Raw genomic sequence first — 16,325 nt, forward strand, 5'->3', positions numbered from 1 at the left:
CCGAGAGTTCCCACAGCGGCAAGCGATCTTGCCGTCAGCGTTAAATACCCCTCTGCCGAAGCCCGACGTGTTCCGATGGCCAAGGTAGAGATAACCGTCCCCGAGCAGCTCGAAATGCAGATCGCACGAATGGTGGAGGAGGGTGAGTTCCTCAACCGGCAGGAAGCCGTCGAGGACCTCCTCTCGGCCGGAATGCGTGCCTACCAGACGAGCGGCCCGATGGACGACGAGGACGAACCGGGGCTCGAAGACGACGGCATGATGGGCCACGACGACGAGTACGTCTTCTGACCGGCCGTTCCGGTCCCCGACGCACCCGTCGGTCGCACCGCCGGGGAGAACTGTTAAACCGACCGCTCCCGTTTCCGCCGAACATGCACAAGGAAGAACTCCTCGAACTCCACGAACAGATGGTGAACATCACGGAGTTCGTCAACAACCGCGACGACGTCGACCCGGAGCTGTTCGAGACCTACGAGAAGCTCGGCGTCACGCCCGACGACGTCCACAAGTCCAAAAGCGAGCACAAACACGCCGTCTTCATCCTCGGCAACGCGCTCGCCGAGGCCATGAGCGACGACGAGTTCTCCGACGCCGGCCGGATCGGCAAGCGGATGCGCGAACTCGCCTCCGACGCCGAACACAAGCTGTAAAACCACTTTTTTAGGCGAGGGAATCGCTCGCCTTCGGCTCGCTCAACCCCCGCCCAAAAACCTGGACTAAAAAGGCTGCTCGCTCACTCCGTTCGCTCGCAGTACGATCACTAACGGCTCCGCACAGCACCGCCTCCGCCGAAGCCCTCGGGTGCGAGGTGCGAGCGAAGCGACGCACCTCGATGCGAACGGGGAGGGGGCCGTGGCCGACCACCGGGAGGTGGTTCGAAAATCTCCGATTTTCGCCACTGAGCGGAGCGAAGCTCCGCGAGGTCCAAAAGAGTCGGAGACTCTTTTGACGATCACGAGAGAGCTTTGCTCTCTCGAACGACCACNGCGAAGCTCCGCGAGGTCCAAAAGAGTCGGAGACTCTTTTGACGATCACGAGAGAGCTTTGCTCTCTCGAACGACCACGAGGCGAACGGTGAACGAAGTGAACCGTGAGCGGAGCGACCCGTGAGCCCCGCGCCTCGCCCTTCATCCGCCAGGCTACGCGACCTTCTCCACGACAGCGCCGCACCACGACCGCACCGCGGCCGCGGTGCTCGCGCGGCCTCTACCTCGGGAAACGAAAACCCGAGAAAACAGTCGTCAGAACAGCGCCGAGGCGGCGTCGACGGCGGGACCGGTGACGAAGCCGAAGGCGGGGATCAAGAGCACCGTGACGACCGCGGCGGCGACCACGGCGGTGTAGAGCCCCACCGGATAGCTCTCGATGGTGAGGCTCTCGTTCGCGTCGCCACCCCAGATGGCCCGGAGCACGCGGGTGTAGAAGTACAGCGAGAGCGCGCTGTTGACCACCCCGACGGCGGCGAGCCACCAGTAGCCCGCGTCGACCGCCGCGCCGAAGAGGAAGTACTTCGAGAAGAACCCGGCCCCGAGCGGGATGCCCGCGAGGCTCAGCATGAACACCGTCATCGCCGCACAGGCCACCGGGGCCTTCGACCCGAGCCCGCCGTAGTCCTCGAAGGTCCGCCCGACGCCCCAGTGCTCGACCAGCGCGACGAACAGGAACGCACCGGTGTTCATGAAGCCGTAGACCAGCAGGTGACTCATCCCCATCCCGAGCACGAGCGCGTCGCTGCCGCCCCCGAGCGCCGCGAGCGCGATGAGCACGTAGCCCGCCTGGCCGACCGAGGAGTACGCCAGCATCCGCTTGACGTTCTCCTGGGTCGCGGCGGCGAAGTTCCCGACCGTCATCGTCACCACCGCGAGCACCTGGAAGGCGAGCACCCAGTCCACGTCGGTGAGGATCTCGAACCCGAACGCGACCGTGAAGACCCGGAAGGCGACGACGAAACCCGCCGCCTTCGAGCCCGACGAGAGGAACGCCGAGATCGGCGTCGGCGCGCCCTCGTAGGCCTCGGGGGCCCAGAAGTGGAAGGGGACGCTGGCGGTCTTGAACGCGAACCCGCCGAGCACCATCATCACGCCGACGCCGAGCAGCCCGGTGTGCGGCGTGTCGACGACGTTCTCGGCCACGGTGTCGAACACTAATCCCCCGGTGACACCGTAGATCAGGCTGATGCCGTAGAGCAGTATCGCCGAGGAGACCGCGCCGACGAGGAAGTACTTCAGGCTCGCCTCGACGCTCCCCTTGTCCTCCTTCAGGAACGCTACGAGCGCGTACGAGGCGAGCGAGAGGAGTTCGAAGCTCACGAACGCCGTGGCGAGGCTGGCCGAGCTCGCGAGCAGACACATCCCGGCGGTCGCGAGCAACACGAGCGCGTAGTACTCGGCCTGTTCGGACTGGCCGGCGAGATAGTCGTAGCTCGCGAGCGTGACGAGCGCCGCGACGCTCGCGAAGATCACGCTGAAGAACAGGCTCATCCCGTCGACGACGAGCTGGCCGCCGAAGAGGGTCAACCCTTCGCCGCTCGCCATCCCGGAGACGAGGACCGCGCCGGCGGCGGCGAGCGCGGCCACCGTCCCGAGAAGCGTCGTGCCCGCCAGCAGCGCCCGGTCGTTCGAGCGCGGCTTGACGGTGTCGATGACGAACACCACGAGCGCCGTGAGCGTGAGCGCGAGCGCGGGCGCGAGACCGACCCAGTCGGGGAGGGGAGCCATCTACAGCCCACCTCCCAGGAGCGGCCCGACCGCATCCGCGATCATCGAGAAGATCAGGTGGGGCGCGCTCCCGAGCACGATCACGCACGCGATGAGCACCACGAGCGGGGCGAGGTCGTGGACCGCCGCCCGCCGGACCGTCGAGCTCCCGTCGACCCGGAACTCGCCGAACAGCGCCCGCTGCATCGCGAACAGCAGGTAGCCAGCCACGAGCACGATGCCGAACATCGCGACCGCGGTGAACACCGGCGAACCGGGGAAGGAGTCGAACGCGCCCTGGAAGATGAAGTACTCACCCATGAAGCCGGACATGAAGGGCAGACCCATGTAGCCGAACGAGCCCGCGACGAACGCCGCCGCGGTGACCGGCATCCGGCCCGCGAGCCCCGCCATGTCGCCGACCATCCGGGTGCCGGTCGCGCTGTAGATCACGCCGACACAGGCGAACAGCAGCCCCGAGAGCAGGCCATGAGAGACCATCTGGAAGGTCGCCCCCGAGAGGCCGTAGGGCGTGTAGGCGACGAGCCCGAGCAGCACGAAGCCCATCGAGGGGAGCGAGGAGTAGGCCACGATCCGCTTCAAGTCGTGCTGTGAGAGCGCGAGCAGCGCGCCGTAAATCACGGTGACGACCGCGAACAGCGCGATCACCTGGGCGTACTGCTCGACGATATCGGGCAGCATCGTGAAGTTGAATCGGAGCATGGCGTAGGTCCCCATCTTCGTGACGATCCCCGCGAGCACCACCGTCACCGGGGTCGGCGACTCGGTGTAGGCGTCGGGGAGCCAAGTGTGGAAGGGCACCACCGCCATCTTCATCCCGAACCCGAAGAACATCGCGGCGAACGCCGCGAGCCGGAGGGTTCCCGCACCCACGCCGCCGAGCGAACCGAGCTCACCCGCGCGGAGCGCCTGGGTGACCGCGGGGAGGTCGAGGCTCGTCACCGAGTCCCCGAGGCCGAACACCAGCGCCGCGAACCCGATGAACATCACGAGGGTGGCGACGTTGGTGTAGACGAAGAACTTGATCGCGGCGTACTCCCGCCGAGGGCCGCCCCAGACCGTGATGAGGAGGTAGACCGGGATGAGCACCGCCTCCCAGAACACGAGGAAGGCGAAGAAGTCCAGCGTGCTGAACACGCCAACCAGCCCCGCTTCGAGGAAGAGGAGGAGGGCGTAGAAACCCGAGCGCTGACGGTCGATCGGCGTCCAGCCGGTGACGATGGCGAGGCTGGTGAGGACCGTCGAGAGCACCACGAGCGGCATGCTGATGCCGTCGAGGCCGACGTGCCAGTTCACGGCGTACTGGCCGAGCGAGATCCACTCGACGTCGGTCTCGTAGGCGAGCTGGCCACCCTGGAGGAAGGCGTTGCCCGAGCCGTCGAAGCCGTACCAGAGCACGAAGCTCGTCACCAGCGGGAAGAGGCTCGCGACGAAGCCGCCAAACGGCGCGTACTCGTCGGGCAGGAGGAAGACGACCACCGCGCCGAGGAGGCAGAGCGCGATCAGGAGTTCGATCAGCACTCAGAACCACCCCCCGAGCAGGCCGAAGGCCACCAGCAGGACCACGAGCCCGAGCGAGAGCAGCGCGGCGTAGTTGGTGACGAGCCCCGTCTGGAGCCGTTTGATGCGGTCCCCGGAGAAGAGGCTGATGCTCGATACGCCGTTGACGACGCCGTCGACGACGCCGTTGTCGAAGGTGCCGACCGCGCGGGCGATGCGGGTGGTGCCGTTCGCGAGCCAGACCTGGTACTCGTCCTGGTAGTAGTTGTGCATGAGGAGGGGTTTGAGCGCGCCGAGGCGGTCGGTGTGGGACCGCGGGGAACGACCGCTGTAGAGGGCGTAGGCGAGTCCCGCGCCGGCGAGGGCGACCACCAGCGAGACGACCGCGGCGAGCAGCGCCGACACCGACGCCGCACCGTAGCCGGCGAACTCCTCGACGAGCTCGTAGTAGTGCTCGCCGGTGGCGTTCCCGACGCCGTGGGCGAGCCAGTGTTCGAGGTACGTGATGTCGAGGTTCAGGACCTCGGCGACGGGCAGCATGTTGACGAACCCGGCGACGACCGCGAGCACGCCGAGCACCACGAGCGGGGCCTTCACGCTCCAGCCGACGCCGTGGGCGTTCCGGGCGGCGTCGCTCCGTGGCTCGCCGTGGAACGTGAGCAACACCATCCGCAGGGTGTAAAAGCCGGTGACGAACACCGCGATCAGCCCGAAGGCGTAGGCGATGAGGATCACGGGCGAACTCAGCCCGGCCGAGAGCGCCTCGTAGAGCACCTCGTCCTTCGACCAGAAGCCCGCGAACGGGAAGATCCCCGCGAGCGCGAGCGAGGCCACCACGAACGTCCAGTAGGTCGTCGGGAGGCGCTCCTTCAGCCCGCCGAGGTCCCACATGTCCTGGGTGTGGTGGGTCGCGATGATCACCGAGCCGGCACCGAGGAACAGCAGCGCCTTGAAGAAGGCGTGGGTCATGAGGTGGAAGACCGCGGCGGTGTAGCCACCCGCGCCCAGCGCGAGGGTCATGTAGCCGTACTGCGAGATGGTGGAGTAGGCGAGCACCTGCTTGATGTCACGCTTGACGACGGCCATCGACGCCGCGAAGAGCGCGGTGAAGCCGCCGACGAACGCGATGACGGCGAGCACGGTGGGCAAGAGCGCGTAGAAGCCGTACATCCGGGCGACGAGGTAGACCCCGGCGGCGACCATCGTCGCGGCGTGGATGAGGGCCGAAACCGGCGTGGGGCCCTCCATCGCGTCGGGGAGCCAGGTGTGGAGCGGGAACTGGGCGGATTTGCCGATCACGCCGCCGAGCACGAGCAGGCCGAGTATCGAGAACCAGCCGGCGGGCGAGAGCCCGAACGTCGTGAGCCCGACCAGGTTCCCCGAGAGCGCGGCCTCGGCGAGCGCCGGGAAGCTCCCCTGGCCGGCGAACGAGGCCGTCCCGAAGGTGGCGAGGATGCCGACGAGGCCGACGAGGAGGAAGTAGTCCCCGAAGCGGGTGACGAGGAAGGCCTTCTTCGCTGCGCTCGCGGGCGCGTCGCGCTTGAACCAGTGGCCGATCAGGAGCCACGAGCAGAAGCCGACCATCTCGAAGAACATGAACGCCATGAAGAGGTTGTCGGCCATCACGAAGCCGAGCATGCTCGCGGTGAAGAGGCCGAGCCCGGCGTAGTAACGCGGGATGCCGGTCTCGTTCTCGTCGTTCATGAAGCCGAGGCTGAAGACGTGGACGAGGAACGAGACCAGCGAGACGATGAGGAGCATCAACGCCGCGAGCGGGTCGATCAGGACCCCCAGATGGAGGTCGAACCCGCCGGTGGCGGCGAAGGTGTAGAGCCGGGTGTTCGTGGTCGCGCCGCCGGCGACGGCGAGCGCGGTCCACGCCGAGAGGACCAGCGAACCGGCGGTGGCGATGATGCCGGCGAACGCCCCCTTCTTCGGGAGGAAGCGGCCGGCGAACAGCGCGATCACGAACGAGACGAGCGGGAGGACCGCTATCGCGGGTGTGTAGTCGAGTGCCGCCATTTTACCACCTCATGGTCGTTGCTTCGGTGACGTCGACGCCACGGAAGTTGCGGTAGAGGACGAGCACGATGCCGATACCGACGGCGACCTCCGCCGCCGCGAGCGCGATCACGAACAGGCTGAACACCTGGCCGGTGAGGTTGCCGTGTTGGAACGAGAAGGCGACGAGGTTGACGTTGCCCGCGGTGAGCATGAGCTCGACGCACATCAGGTACAACAGGGCGTTCCGGCGGGTGAGGATGCCGAAGAGCCCGATGCAGAACAGCCCCGCCGAGAGCAGGAGGTAGTACTCGATCGGAACCATCAGTCCTCACCCCCGTCGGGACGAGCCGGCGAGCGCTGGGGGTCCCGTTCGTCGGCGTCGCCCGATTCCTCGGGGTTCGTCCGGAACCGGAGCGCGCCGGCGATCCGGCCGTCGGCCTCGGTCTTCGCGAGCATCACCGAGGCGTCGAGGGCGACGTCGAGGACGAGCGCGATGATGATGAACGTCGCGAGGAAGCCTTCGGCGGGGTAGGCTCCCGCGTCGAAGTTGAACAGGGCGTAGCCGATCGAGGCGGTGATCGACCCACCCCCCGGAAAGCCCGCGGGTGCGGGGAACGACTCGGTGAGGAAGGTCACGGCGAGCACGGCGAACAGCGCGACCGCGACGAGGCCGGGCAGGAGATGCCGGCCGAGCTTGAGGTGGGGACGGGTGGTCACGAGGTGGCCTCCGTCGCGTCGTCGGTGCGGGTGAGCATCACGGCGAAGGAGATCAGGATCAACACGCCGCCGACGTAGACCAGGATCTGCATCGCGGCGAGGAACTCCGCGCTCATCATGATGTAGTGGATGGCGACGCTCAACAGCGCCGCCCCGAGCATCAACGCGGAGTGCCAGACGTCCTCCATCAGGACGACGCCGAGGGCACTGAGAACCGTGACGAGCGCGAACAGCGCGAACGCGACCGTCTCGTACGGGATGGCCATTGTGCTTCTTCGTATGGGATGATGTTTGAAGGTTTCGAGAAACGATCACGGAACTCCCCGAGACGGGCGACAGCCGACGACGAGCGCCGACGTGCGTGGGGACGGACTCAAATGGGGCGAGACCCTCGGACGGGTGTGGCCTTTCGTCGATTCGTTCGCGGGCGGGTGGAGTGGTCGGCCCTCGAAGCCGTCTGCCGCGAGGTCGCAGTCCGGTACGACCAGCGGGTCGCGCGCGTCGTCTTCCTCGAGACCGACAACTGGCTCTCGACGCCCTGCGTCGTCAACGACCGCTGGTTCGTGAAGGTCATCAGCCCGCGGAACGCGCTGGTCCACGGCCTCTTCACCACCGGCCGCAACCTGGGGATGTTCTCGAGCGGCACCGAGGGCTTTTTCGAGCGCTTTGCGAACCCCGTCGAGATGGCCGAACACGAACTCGCCGCCACCCGGCGGATCCGCGAGATCGGGCTCAACGCACCCGAACCCCTCGAAGCGTTCGCCTACGACGAGTTCGGCGTGCTCGTCCTCGAATACCTCCCGGCTTTTCGGACCATCGAGGATCTGCTGCCCGCCGAAGTGCGCGAGGTGGCCCCCGAGTTCTTCGCCTCGCTGGCCCGGATGCACGACGCGGGCCTCGGCCACGGCGACCTCCGGGCGGAGAACGTGCTCGTGGCCGACGGCGACCTCTACTTCATCGACGCCACGAGCCTCCGCGGGTCCGGGGCCGCCGACGCCCGCGCCTACGACCTCGCGTGCGGCCTCGCGGCGCTCGAGCCCACGGTCGGCGCGCGCGGGGCGGTCGACGCCGCCGCGGACCACTACTCCATCGTGGACCTGCTCGCCGCCCGGGATTTCCTGAGCTTCATCGACATGCGCCCGGACCACGACTTCGACGCCGCGCTCCTCCGGGGCGAGATCGAAAAACGCGCGGCGTAGGTCGGCACGTCTCGTCCAACCCGAAGTACTCCGCCAGTAGTGATTACACGGGATAGGTTCACACAACTTCGTGTGTTCTCGTGCGACCACAGAGGGAGGAGGTTGTGCGTCAAGAAGAGCGACATCCTGATTCTGCACACGAAACCTCGTCATCAAGCGCGAATGATGGGCAAAATCAGCGCTGAACCCTCCAGCTTCGTGTCCGCGAATAGGGACCAGTCAGACAGATGCACGACGAACGGCGGGTCACAGCCGATTGAGTGATCTGGGAACAACGCCTTTTGCGTGCTCGATAGTGCCGGCCGTTCACGTGGAGACGTGGCTCGTCCGTGGCGGTTGTCCGTACATCCAGTCATTCGTGGTGAGCCGCTAATTGCCTGGGCATGTGGGTCACGTACCGATACGAGCGTCTGTAGCCGACAGTCGTGATCCGATATCGTTTGAGTCGACTCACGCTCCAAAAACTTTTTACTCTAGAACCACAGAAACAAAGGCGCAGACGATGAGCGAGCTCCGTGAGATCGTTGAATGCCTCTGCAACTCGCCTCAGCGGCTTGAAATACTCGACGTGCTCGGTGACGCACGGATGGACGTTCGTGAGGTGATGGAGGCGCTAGACAGCCCCCGATCTACCGTCCAACGCAACCTCTCAGTTCTGGAAGAACAAGGCTGGGTTGAGAGGACAAGCTCTGGATATACGGCAACTACCATCGGTGACCTCCTCTGTAGGGAGTTCGTAGAGATGGGTGAAACAGCCACCAAAATCGAACGCATGGCTCCGTTCTTAAACACGGTGGATGCACCTGAAGAGGTTGCCGTCGACCGATTGAGTGACGTACTCGTAACGACACCCGAGCCAACTCGACCATACTTCCCGAGGAAGCGACTGTTGGAGATTTTCGGGGAGGAGGTCGATCGCGTCCGGGGGCTTTTGCCGGTTGTCTCCTCCTTCTCGGTCGAAGAGGCCCGTCGTGCGGATGCTGACAACGAACCCAATGGCGAGTACGTCGTCTCGTCAGCTGCATTCGATGCGCTTCACGACCAGTACGCCGGCGAGGGTGTTGACGGGGCGGAGATAGACCCGCCTGCTCATATCGATGTTTGGGTGTATAACGGCGATCTTCCGTACGGGCTGTTCGTCTCCGATGACGCACTCGCGCTCGCTGCCTACGACGAGTTCGGCCGGATGCAAGTGCTAGTCGAATCGACTAGCGAGACGGCCATCAAATGGGGGAAACGAGTCTATGAGGCGTACAGACGTCAGTCCACCCCGCCCTCCGAGGCAGCTACTCCGTCGGTAGCGGGCGATAGGGAATTGGTCGAGTAGTCCCAGTCCCTTACCGGTTTAGACAGTAGCTTGGGCGGATCGATCTGGCCGCTGAGAGGCGTCATCCACGGCAGTTTCATCCCACTCCATTTCGAATAGACGAGCATCGCACTCCTGACAGGCCGAGGCGATCACATCATAGGACCGACAACACGATTCGACGACCTCCTCCTCTACCTGTACGGGACCGTCGCAGTCGGGGCATCGTTCGATAAAGATACGCAGGCTCATCAGGACGCGCGCGATCTCGGCGGGAGCGAGGTTCTGCCAGTCGGGGAGACGTTCGCTGAGTTCGGTTGCAGCGGCGACGTCGGCGATGACGGCAGCGCGTGAACTCCACTGGCCGACGACGGCATCATCGGTGTGGGCAATGAACGCCTGGTCGTGTTGATCGACCGCGATTCGATCGTCGGTGGTTGAGACGTTGAGCGCATCAGCGAGGATCACCTCGCTGAGATCGTGTGCGCGGGTAGTGTGGATACGTTCGCGCCACGCTTGCTGGAAGTCGGCGGTGAGACAGAGGTCGGTGCCCTCTCGACAGGGTTCGACCGCGTCGGCGTCGAGGAGTACCCGTTCGGGATCGATTTCAACGGTTTCGTCGGCCATTGGTGTCGCGGAGTCCTCGTCGAACCATCGGAGAACACGGTCGGGGAAGTAGCGTTTCGTGAGCGCGGGTGTGCCGGGAACGAGATAGCCGCGGAGGTAGATGGTTCCGAGCGAGAGGGTAAATATGCCGGCTCCGAGGACGGTTGAGGCAACGGCGACGAGGGCGCTCGTACCGGCAGCGATAGCAATATTGACGGCGGTACAGGGGGTACAGCGGTTTTTGCCGGTATATTCGGGCTGACGAAGGCGTTTAACGAGTGACATTGCGACGGGGTACAGACGCGGTGGATTTCACCTTACCTGCTGGGCAGATGCCCACTGAATAGGTAATCACCCAGTGGGTGGGCAAATACCCACTAGGTGAACATTTGCCCACTAGATTGGCAACTACCAACCCAGTGGGTGGGTGCTCATTGGGTTGGCGATTACCCACGCAGTAAGGTGAAAATGGGTGCGGGAGTGGGTCGAACTGCGATGCCCGAACGACATGAGGCGAATGAGACAGCAGAGACCAAGAATCACACTGGAGTGAATCGTCGTCGATTCGTCAAGGCTCTTGGTGTGACTGGAGGTACCGCTATCGCTGGAAGCGTGTTCTCTTCATCGGCAATGGCTGCTGAGCCTTCCCGACCTTCGGTCAAAAGTAGTGAGCCGGTTACTGGTAGTGACTTAGGACAGCTAATAAGTGAGACCAAGAGCCAGGATGATGTTACGAATGTAATGAATACACAGATGCGAGAGACTATACAGAGTGGAGTAGCTTTGGAGGTGGCCCCTAGTGAGCAATCCGGGCACATTGTTTCAAAAAACATCTCAAGCCACACAAGTGCGAGCGACGTCGATAGTTTAGCTGAAGATGACCTCCTTGTCTCCGCTGTTGAGCACACCCTTGAGGATGGAAATAAGATGACGACGGTGGCACTTGGAAATAATGATAACCTCATAACTCGGCAGAAATATGAGAAAGTAACGAATAGTATAAAAGATAGGGCTGTCTTGTGGAATATTGTTGGCGAAAACGTAGAAGACATGATGTTGATTTCCAACAGCTCTAGTTTTAATGGCACTCCAACTGAGTCATTAGCGGAAATTAGTGCTAGTGCTTGTAAGTGTAACCCAGCTCCTGCACCGGAGAAGGGCAAACATCGACGTGTTTGTAAGGCAGTACGTGTGAACTGTATACTATCTAGTTGTGGTGGAGCGTGCTTTTGGTGTAGTGCTCTCGGTCCAGCTGCGTGTTTGACCTGTGCGGCTGGTGCATGTGGTTATCTCATTGGAACCTGCTGTTCCCGTTGGAAAAGAGAGTGTACCGGGTGCCCCTCCGTTTAATAAGTTACTGTTTTATGGGAAAGATTGATTAGAACTAATCGAGATGATACGTATAATGGCCAAAAACTCATTCCCTGCTCTCACAGCAGTGTTCAGCCGTGAGTATACCCTCAAAGATCGGATCGATCATAATCAACTCAATATTCTCTCTACTGTGTTGATTGGATTGAGTCAGCTACCTCTAGCGTTCTCTTTCCCAGCGCAGTCGCTCTGGCCACGCTTTGTTATTTTATGTGGTGGTAGTTTGTTAGTCGGAATTGGTATTAGTGCGTATATAGGTGAAGGAATTCTCCAAGATGGTGGTGAGAGTGATGAAGAGAAGTGGATGAGTTCAGTTATCATTTTAATCTTCGCAATCAGTGTGGTTGCTGCTGCTATTTCTGTTGCTGTCGCATGACGGCGCTGTCTAATTAAGAGCGAGCAGGCCGAAGAGCTGGTTGATCATGCCACTCAACGACCTACTCGGTGAGGCATTCGAGACGGAAGATACTCACTGTTGGGACCAGGAGCGGACGGCGAACGTCCGTTCGGGCGTTCGCCATCCGCCTGCATTCAGCGGGACTCTCGCTGCGGGAGACGGTAGCGATCCTTGATCTTCTCGACGTTGATCGGTCACACGGAACGGTCGGGGACTGGACGCACCGCCTTGCTGAGATCCAAGCAGACCCGCCTTCCCGAGCGCGTGTTCTCGCCAAGCAACTCGCCGACGTCGTCGTAGAGATCGGTTCGCCATGCATACTTCCCGCTGGTTTCAATTTTCATGCCGCCGAATTTTGCACATCGGGTCGATCAAACGGAAGGCGTTCAGGGGCGGCTCGGGGAAAGCGTGGTTGCGGAGGTGGTCGAAGCGCTTGAATCGTATATCGAGGATGGAGAGCACGTGATGGGTCGGACGGATCGCTAGGTGTTTACCGACCGTGAGGGCTCCCACACCGACTGACCCACACAGCGGGGTGTTTTTGTACCCCGGCCGCGCAATTCTTGCCGTATGAGTCAACAAGTCGCGGAGCCGTTCGAGCAGTACATCGGCGGCGAGTGGACCGAGGGGGACGGCGAGGAGACCTTCGAGAGCACGAACCCGGCGACGGGCGAGACGCTCGGCGAGTTCCACCGGGGCACCGACGCGGACGTCGACCGCGCGCTCGCGGCCGCCGACGACGCCTTCGAGGAGTGGGCCGCGCTCTCCTACACCGACCGGGCCGAGTACCTCTGGGAGATCTACAACGAGCTCAAGGACCGCCACGAGGAGTTAGGGGAAATCGTCACCAAGGAGTGCGGCAAGGAGATATCGGAGGGGAAGGCCGACGTCAACGAGGCCTGGGACATGGTCGAGTGGGCCGCCGCCGACGCCCGTCACCCTCACGGCGACGTCGTCCCCTCCGAAATCGCCGGGAAGGACGCCTACATGCGCCGGAAGCCGAAGGGCGTCGTCGGTTGTATCACGCCGTGGAACTTCCCGGTCGCGATCCCGTTCTGGCACATGGCCGTCGCGCTGGTCGAAGGGAACACGGTGGTCTGGAAACCCGCCGAACAGACCCCATGGTGCGGCCAGATCATCGCCGAGATGTTCGAGAGTACTGGCATTCCGGACGGCGTCTTCAACATGGTCCAGGGCTACGGCGACGCCGGCGAGGCCATCGTCGAGGACGAGCGCGTCGCGACGGTGCTGTTCACCGGGTCGGCGGAGGTCGGCCACGAGATCGCCGGTAAGGTCGGCGGCGAAGCCGGCAAGCTCGCGGCGTGTGAGATGGGCGGGAAGAACGGGATCGTCGTCACGGCGGAAGCCGACCTCGACGTCGCGGTCCACTCGGCGGTGATGAGTTCGTTCAAGACGACGGGTCAACGGTGTGTCTCCGCCGAACGCGTCATCGTCCACGAGGACCTCTACGACGAGTTCAAGGACCGCTTCGTCGAGACCGCCAAGAACGTCTCGGTCGGCGACCCCCTGAACGAGGACACGTTCATGGGGCCCCTGATCGAAGGCGAACACAGGGAGAAGGTCACGGGCTACAACGACCTCGCGCACGAGGAGGACGTCGAGGTGCTGGTCGACCGCACCGAACTCGATAGCAACGAGATCCCCGACGGCCACGAGGACGGCGTCTGGGTCGGCCCGTTCGTCTACGAGGCCGACCACGAGGCGGACCTGCGAGTCACGGAGGAGGAGGTCTTCGGCCCGCACGTCGCGCTCATGCCCTACTCGGGCGACATCGAGAAAGCGGTCGAGATCCACAACGACACCGAGTACGGGCTGGCGGGCGCGATCATCTCGGAGGACTACCGCGAGATCAACTACTTCCGTGACAACGCCGAGATCGGGCTGGCCTACGGCAACCTCCCGTGTATCGGCGCGGAGATCCAGCTCCCGTTCGGCGGCGTGAAGAAGTCCGGCAACGGCTACCCGAGCGCGCGGGAAGTCATCGAGGCCGTCACCGAACGCACCGCCTGGACGCTCAACAACGCCGACGGGATCGAGATGGCACAGGGGCTCTCGGCGGACATCCTGACCGACGACTGAGCCACGGACTCTCGGTATCGGTCGCGTCGTACGAAAGGGGGGGGACGAGGGGCGAGTGGACGAGGGTGGGGTGCGGTGGGCGCTTTGTGCCGGCGTGTGACGAGAAAAGCGTCACGTTCCGGCGGTTTTCCCTACCGTCGTTTGCGGGATAAATGGTTCGCTTCGGGGTCGTCGATTCGGGCTCAGACCTCGATCTCGCTCTCGCGGCGGATCTCGGTTTCGAGGTTGTCGAGTTCGTCGTCGAGGTTGCGCTCGAAGAACCGCTCGACGCCGGGGAGCTTCCCCTCGACGGTGAAGCGGTTCGTGAGCCGGGTGCCCTCGCCGACGGCTTCGAGGTCGTGCTCGCCGACGACGCGCATCACCCGCGAGCGCCCGACGAACTCGACGTGGTTCGGCGGGTCGCGCTCGGTGTCCTCGGTCTCGACGGTTATGGTTCGGTTGACGAGCGGCAGCGGGAGCGAGAGGTGCCAGGTGGCGTGGGTGTCGTCGTGAACCTCGAAGGAGTCCACGACGCTGATCGGGCGGGCGCGCTTGCCCGGATCGGCGATGAACTCCCAGACGCGCTCCGGCGGGGCGGCTATCTCGATGGTACGTTCGACACGAACAGTCATAGCACGAGTAGTGGGTCGCCGGGTAAAAGTCCGCCGAAGACGGCGGTGAGAACCGAGACGGTGCGGTAGCGGTGGTGCCGGCTTACCCGGGGGTGACGCGCCAGGTGGTGGACTTCGCCCGGCTCCACTTCTCGATGTCGATGTCCTCGGACTCCTCGGCGAGCCGGGGGAGACGGACCCCGACCTGTTTGGCGGTGAGGCCGAGCTGGTCGGCGATCTGCTTCGAGCGGAAGTACCGGTCGCCTCGCGAGACGCTGTCGTAGAGATAGGCGAGGATCCGTCGGTCCTCGTCGGTGTAGGTGGCCATTACCGTTGATAAGGGCGTGATCGTCTTAACGCTTTTCGACGTGGTTATCGGGCGAGATGGACCGCGCCGACCGCGAGCGCCCCGGCGATCATCGCCGCGGCGAACCCCCAGCTGGCGAGGATCTGGTTCTCGGTGAGTCCAGCGACGAACGCGACGACCGCGCCCGCGATCCCGACCACGACGAACAGCACCGTCAGCCCGATCCCGCGATCGGTCGTGACGCTTTCGGTAGCCATGTCGGCGCTATCATCGGCGGGGACTTAGGTCGTTCCATCGCAAGGGGTATTCCCGTCCCGCCCCGAAGGCCGTGCATCTAGATGGGTCGTCTCACCCGGCTGCTGGTCGGCCTCCTCGTGCTCGCAGCCCTCCTCGCGGTCGCCCTCGGTGTGGTCGCGGTCGGCTTCGACCGGCCGTCGATAGTCGAGAGCGAGAGCCGTATCGTCGGCGTCAACGCCACGACGACGGTCGTCGAGACCGACCTCACGGTCTCGAATCCCAACCCGGTCGCGGTCCGACTCGGCGACGCCACGGTCGCCACGAACGTCAGCATGAACGGTATCGAGGTTGGAGCCGGCACCAAGCGCGGGATCCGACTCGGGCGGGGAGCCACGGACGTCAGCCTCACGACGGTCATCGACAACCGGGAGATCCCCGACTGGTGGGTCAGTCACGTCCGGAACGGCGAGCGCACGCGCGTCACCACCACGGCGAACGTCACGCTGCCCGTCCTCGGCCGCACCGCGACGCTCACGGACACGACGACGACGCGGACTTCCATCACCGACCGGCTGAATTCGAGCGCGCCGCGTCCGATAAACGCGAGCCTGCCCCTGGTCTCGGACCCGATCCTCGTCGTCGAGCGGACCCGCGCGTCGTGGGGCGACGTCACGACCGAGACCACGCCGCTCGAAATTCGGACCCGACTCGCCAACCCGACATCGATCCCGCTCTCGATCACCCGGCTGGACTACACGGTCACGATGAACGGCATCACGGTCGGCAACGGCACGACCGGTGAGGCGACAACCGTTCCCGCCGGCGGGCAGGAGAGCCTCCGAGCCGAGACCGACATCCGGAACGAACGGCTCGACGACTGGTGGGTCACACACGTCCAACGCGGCCAGCGGACCGACCTCCGGGTCTCGTTCACCGCGGTGCTCTCGCTGCCGGGTGGCGAGACCGCCCGAGTCCCGCTCGACGGTCTCGATTACGCGACGACTATCGACACCGACGTGCTGGCGAACGACAGCACCGCTCAGGCGCGACTCGGAGGCCTCCCGACGAACCACGAGGATAAACACGCATCTGCGACGGGCACCAACCCCGGTCGATGAAGCCGCTCGCCGCCGTCCTCCTCGGGCTGCTCGTGGTGCTCGCGGGCTGTTCACAGCTCGCCGGGCCGGTCGACGAACCCGCGACGACCGCGGGCCCCATCGAGGGCACCGCCACACCGCCTGTCTCTTATACACATCTCTGATGGCGCGAGG

General features: G+C 64.0%; 19 protein-coding genes. 9 read left to right on the plus strand and 10 right to left on the minus strand.

Going from position 1 to position 16,325, the window contains the following annotated elements; all coding sequences use genetic code 11:
* Positions 1-75 precede the first annotated feature (75 nt).
* Both C447_RS15675 and C447_RS15680 read left to right on the plus strand, forming a co-directional pair.
* On the plus strand, positions 76-291 hold the full coding sequence (locus C447_RS15675; RefSeq protein ID WP_007695659.1) for a DUF7120 family protein: 216 nt from the start codon (positions 76-78) through the stop codon (positions 289-291).
* 83 nt (positions 292-374) lie between these two features.
* A complete protein-coding gene (locus C447_RS15680) occupies positions 375-653 on the plus strand; it encodes a UPF0058 family protein (protein WP_007695660.1) in 279 nt (92 codons plus the stop codon).
* Between the two features lie 591 nt (positions 654-1,244).
* Here the strand turns inward: C447_RS15680 and C447_RS15685 are convergent.
* The 6 genes from C447_RS15685 to C447_RS15710 are packed head-to-tail and all read right to left on the minus strand — an operon-like array spanning position 1,245 to position 7,201.
* Complete coding sequence (locus C447_RS15685; protein ID WP_007695661.1) at positions 1,245-2,720, minus strand: NADH-quinone oxidoreductase subunit N; 1,476 nt, start codon at positions 2,718-2,720, stop codon at positions 1,245-1,247.
* Positions 2,721-4,241, minus strand: a complete 1,521-nt coding sequence (locus C447_RS15690) for a complex I subunit 4 family protein (protein ID WP_007695662.1) — start codon at positions 4,239-4,241, stop codon at positions 2,721-2,723.
* Positions 4,242-6,242, minus strand: a complete 2,001-nt coding sequence (gene nuoL / locus C447_RS15695) for an NADH-quinone oxidoreductase subunit L (protein ID WP_007695663.1) — start codon at positions 6,240-6,242, stop codon at positions 4,242-4,244.
* Between the two features lies 1 nt (position 6,243).
* Entirely contained in the window at positions 6,244-6,546 is a 303-nt protein-coding gene (gene nuoK, locus C447_RS15700; RefSeq protein ID WP_007695664.1) for an NADH-quinone oxidoreductase subunit NuoK, read from the minus strand.
* Positions 6,546-6,941, minus strand: coding sequence for a hypothetical protein (locus tag C447_RS15705; protein WP_007695665.1), 396 nt, complete (start codon positions 6,939-6,941; stop codon positions 6,546-6,548). Before C447_RS15705 ends, nuoK begins: the two co-directional genes overlap by 1 nt.
* The gene (locus tag C447_RS15710; protein ID WP_029601951.1) at positions 6,938-7,201 is read right to left on the minus strand and encodes an NADH-quinone oxidoreductase subunit J; all 264 of its coding nucleotides are present in this window, start codon (positions 7,199-7,201) and stop codon (positions 6,938-6,940) included. Before C447_RS15710 ends, C447_RS15705 begins: the two co-directional genes overlap by 4 nt.
* A 141-nt stretch (positions 7,202-7,342) precedes the next feature.
* Here C447_RS15710 and C447_RS15715 point away from each other — a divergent pair, with 141 nt between their 5' ends.
* The gene (locus tag C447_RS15715; RefSeq protein WP_049904557.1) at positions 7,343-8,140 is read left to right on the plus strand and encodes an RIO1 family regulatory kinase/ATPase domain-containing protein; all 798 of its coding nucleotides are present in this window, start codon (positions 7,343-7,345) and stop codon (positions 8,138-8,140) included.
* A gap of 502 nt (positions 8,141-8,642) precedes the next feature.
* Positions 8,643-9,467, plus strand: coding sequence for a helix-turn-helix transcriptional regulator (locus C447_RS15720; protein ID WP_007695675.1), 825 nt, complete (start codon positions 8,643-8,645; stop codon positions 9,465-9,467).
* 18 nt (positions 9,468-9,485) lie between these two features.
* Here the strand turns inward: C447_RS15720 and C447_RS15725 are convergent, their stop codons facing one another.
* Positions 9,486-10,073 (minus strand): hypothetical protein, encoded by a 588-nt coding sequence (locus tag C447_RS15725; protein ID WP_237713393.1) that lies wholly within the window; start codon positions 10,071-10,073, stop codon positions 9,486-9,488.
* Positions 10,074-10,547: 474 nt separating this feature from the next.
* On the opposite strand from C447_RS15725, the gene C447_RS19015 reads away from it, so the two are divergent.
* The 3 genes from C447_RS19015 (at position 10,548) to C447_RS15730 (ending at position 13,920) form a co-directional block, all read left to right on the plus strand.
* Entirely contained in the window at positions 10,548-11,402 is an 855-nt protein-coding gene (locus C447_RS19015; RefSeq protein ID WP_160162930.1) for a twin-arginine translocation signal domain-containing protein, read from the plus strand.
* A 55-nt stretch (positions 11,403-11,457) separates the two neighbouring features.
* Entirely contained in the window at positions 11,458-11,799 is a 342-nt protein-coding gene (locus tag C447_RS17800; protein WP_152416180.1) for a hypothetical protein, read from the plus strand.
* 591 nt (positions 11,800-12,390) lie between these two features.
* Positions 12,391-13,920, plus strand: a complete 1,530-nt coding sequence (locus tag C447_RS15730; protein WP_007695680.1) for an aldehyde dehydrogenase family protein — start codon at positions 12,391-12,393, stop codon at positions 13,918-13,920.
* Between the two features lie 182 nt (positions 13,921-14,102).
* On the opposite strand, the gene C447_RS15735 is transcribed toward C447_RS15730, so the two are convergent.
* The 3 genes from C447_RS15735 to C447_RS15745 form a co-directional block, all read right to left on the minus strand.
* Positions 14,103-14,531, minus strand: coding sequence for a CoxG family protein (locus tag C447_RS15735; RefSeq protein WP_007695682.1), 429 nt, complete (start codon positions 14,529-14,531; stop codon positions 14,103-14,105).
* A gap of 82 nt (positions 14,532-14,613) precedes the next feature.
* On the minus strand, positions 14,614-14,838 hold the full coding sequence (locus tag C447_RS15740) for a DUF7123 family protein (RefSeq protein ID WP_007695684.1): 225 nt from the start codon (positions 14,836-14,838) through the stop codon (positions 14,614-14,616).
* Positions 14,839-14,882: 44 nt separating this feature from the next.
* Positions 14,883-15,074, minus strand: coding sequence for a DUF7525 family protein (locus C447_RS15745; protein WP_007695686.1), 192 nt, complete (start codon positions 15,072-15,074; stop codon positions 14,883-14,885).
* Positions 15,075-15,155: 81 nt separating this feature from the next.
* Between C447_RS15745 and C447_RS15750 the strand changes: the two genes are divergently transcribed.
* Positions 15,156-16,172 carry an LEA type 2 family protein gene (locus tag C447_RS15750; protein ID WP_007695688.1) on the plus strand — a complete coding sequence of 339 codons (1,017 nt, stop codon included), beginning with the start codon at positions 15,156-15,158 and terminating at the stop codon, positions 16,170-16,172.
* The gene (locus tag C447_RS17995; protein ID WP_160162931.1) at positions 16,169-16,315 is read left to right on the plus strand and encodes a hypothetical protein; all 147 of its coding nucleotides are present in this window, start codon (positions 16,169-16,171) and stop codon (positions 16,313-16,315) included. The genes C447_RS15750 and C447_RS17995 overlap by 4 nt, the downstream gene beginning before the upstream one ends.
* Positions 16,316-16,325: the final 10 nt, after the last annotated feature.

It is taken from the genome of Halococcus hamelinensis 100A6, from assembly GCF_000336675.1.
Classification (GTDB): Archaea; Halobacteriota; Halobacteria; order Halobacteriales; family Halococcaceae; genus Halococcus; species Halococcus hamelinensis.

Bases quoted from the DNA above. Each gene is read 5' to 3' on its own strand.
- C447_RS15675 (WP_007695659.1), top strand. From the start codon at position 76: ATGGCCAAGGTAGAGATAACCGTCCCCGAGCAGCTCGAAATGCAGATC.
- C447_RS15680 (WP_007695660.1), top strand. From the start codon at position 375: ATGCACAAGGAAGAACTCCTCGAACTCCACGAACAGATGGTGAACATC.
- C447_RS15685 (WP_007695661.1), bottom strand. From the start codon at position 2,720: ATGGCTCCCCTCCCCGACTGGGTCGGTCTCGCGCCCGCGCTCGCGCTC.
- nuoL (WP_007695663.1), bottom strand. From the start codon at position 6,242: ATGGCGGCACTCGACTACACACCCGCGATAGCGGTCCTCCCGCTCGTC.
- nuoK (WP_007695664.1), bottom strand. From the start codon at position 6,546: ATGGTTCCGATCGAGTACTACCTCCTGCTCTCGGCGGGGCTGTTCTGC.
- C447_RS15720 (WP_007695675.1), top strand. From the start codon at position 8,643: ATGAGCGAGCTCCGTGAGATCGTTGAATGCCTCTGCAACTCGCCTCAG.
- C447_RS15725 (WP_237713393.1), bottom strand. From the start codon at position 10,073: ATGGCCGACGAAACCGTTGAAATCGATCCCGAACGGGTACTCCTCGAC.
- C447_RS19015 (WP_160162930.1), top strand. From the start codon at position 10,548: ATGCCCGAACGACATGAGGCGAATGAGACAGCAGAGACCAAGAATCAC.
- C447_RS17800 (WP_152416180.1), top strand. From the start codon at position 11,458: ATGGCCAAAAACTCATTCCCTGCTCTCACAGCAGTGTTCAGCCGTGAG.
- C447_RS15730 (WP_007695680.1), top strand. From the start codon at position 12,391: ATGAGTCAACAAGTCGCGGAGCCGTTCGAGCAGTACATCGGCGGCGAG.
- C447_RS15735 (WP_007695682.1), bottom strand. From the start codon at position 14,531: ATGACTGTTCGTGTCGAACGTACCATCGAGATAGCCGCCCCGCCGGAG.
- C447_RS15740 (WP_007695684.1), bottom strand. From the start codon at position 14,838: ATGGCCACCTACACCGACGAGGACCGACGGATCCTCGCCTATCTCTAC.
- C447_RS15745 (WP_007695686.1), bottom strand. From the start codon at position 15,074: ATGGCTACCGAAAGCGTCACGACCGATCGCGGGATCGGGCTGACGGTG.
- C447_RS15750 (WP_007695688.1), top strand. From the start codon at position 15,156: ATGGGTCGTCTCACCCGGCTGCTGGTCGGCCTCCTCGTGCTCGCAGCC.
- C447_RS17995 (WP_160162931.1), top strand. From the start codon at position 16,169: ATGAAGCCGCTCGCCGCCGTCCTCCTCGGGCTGCTCGTGGTGCTCGCG.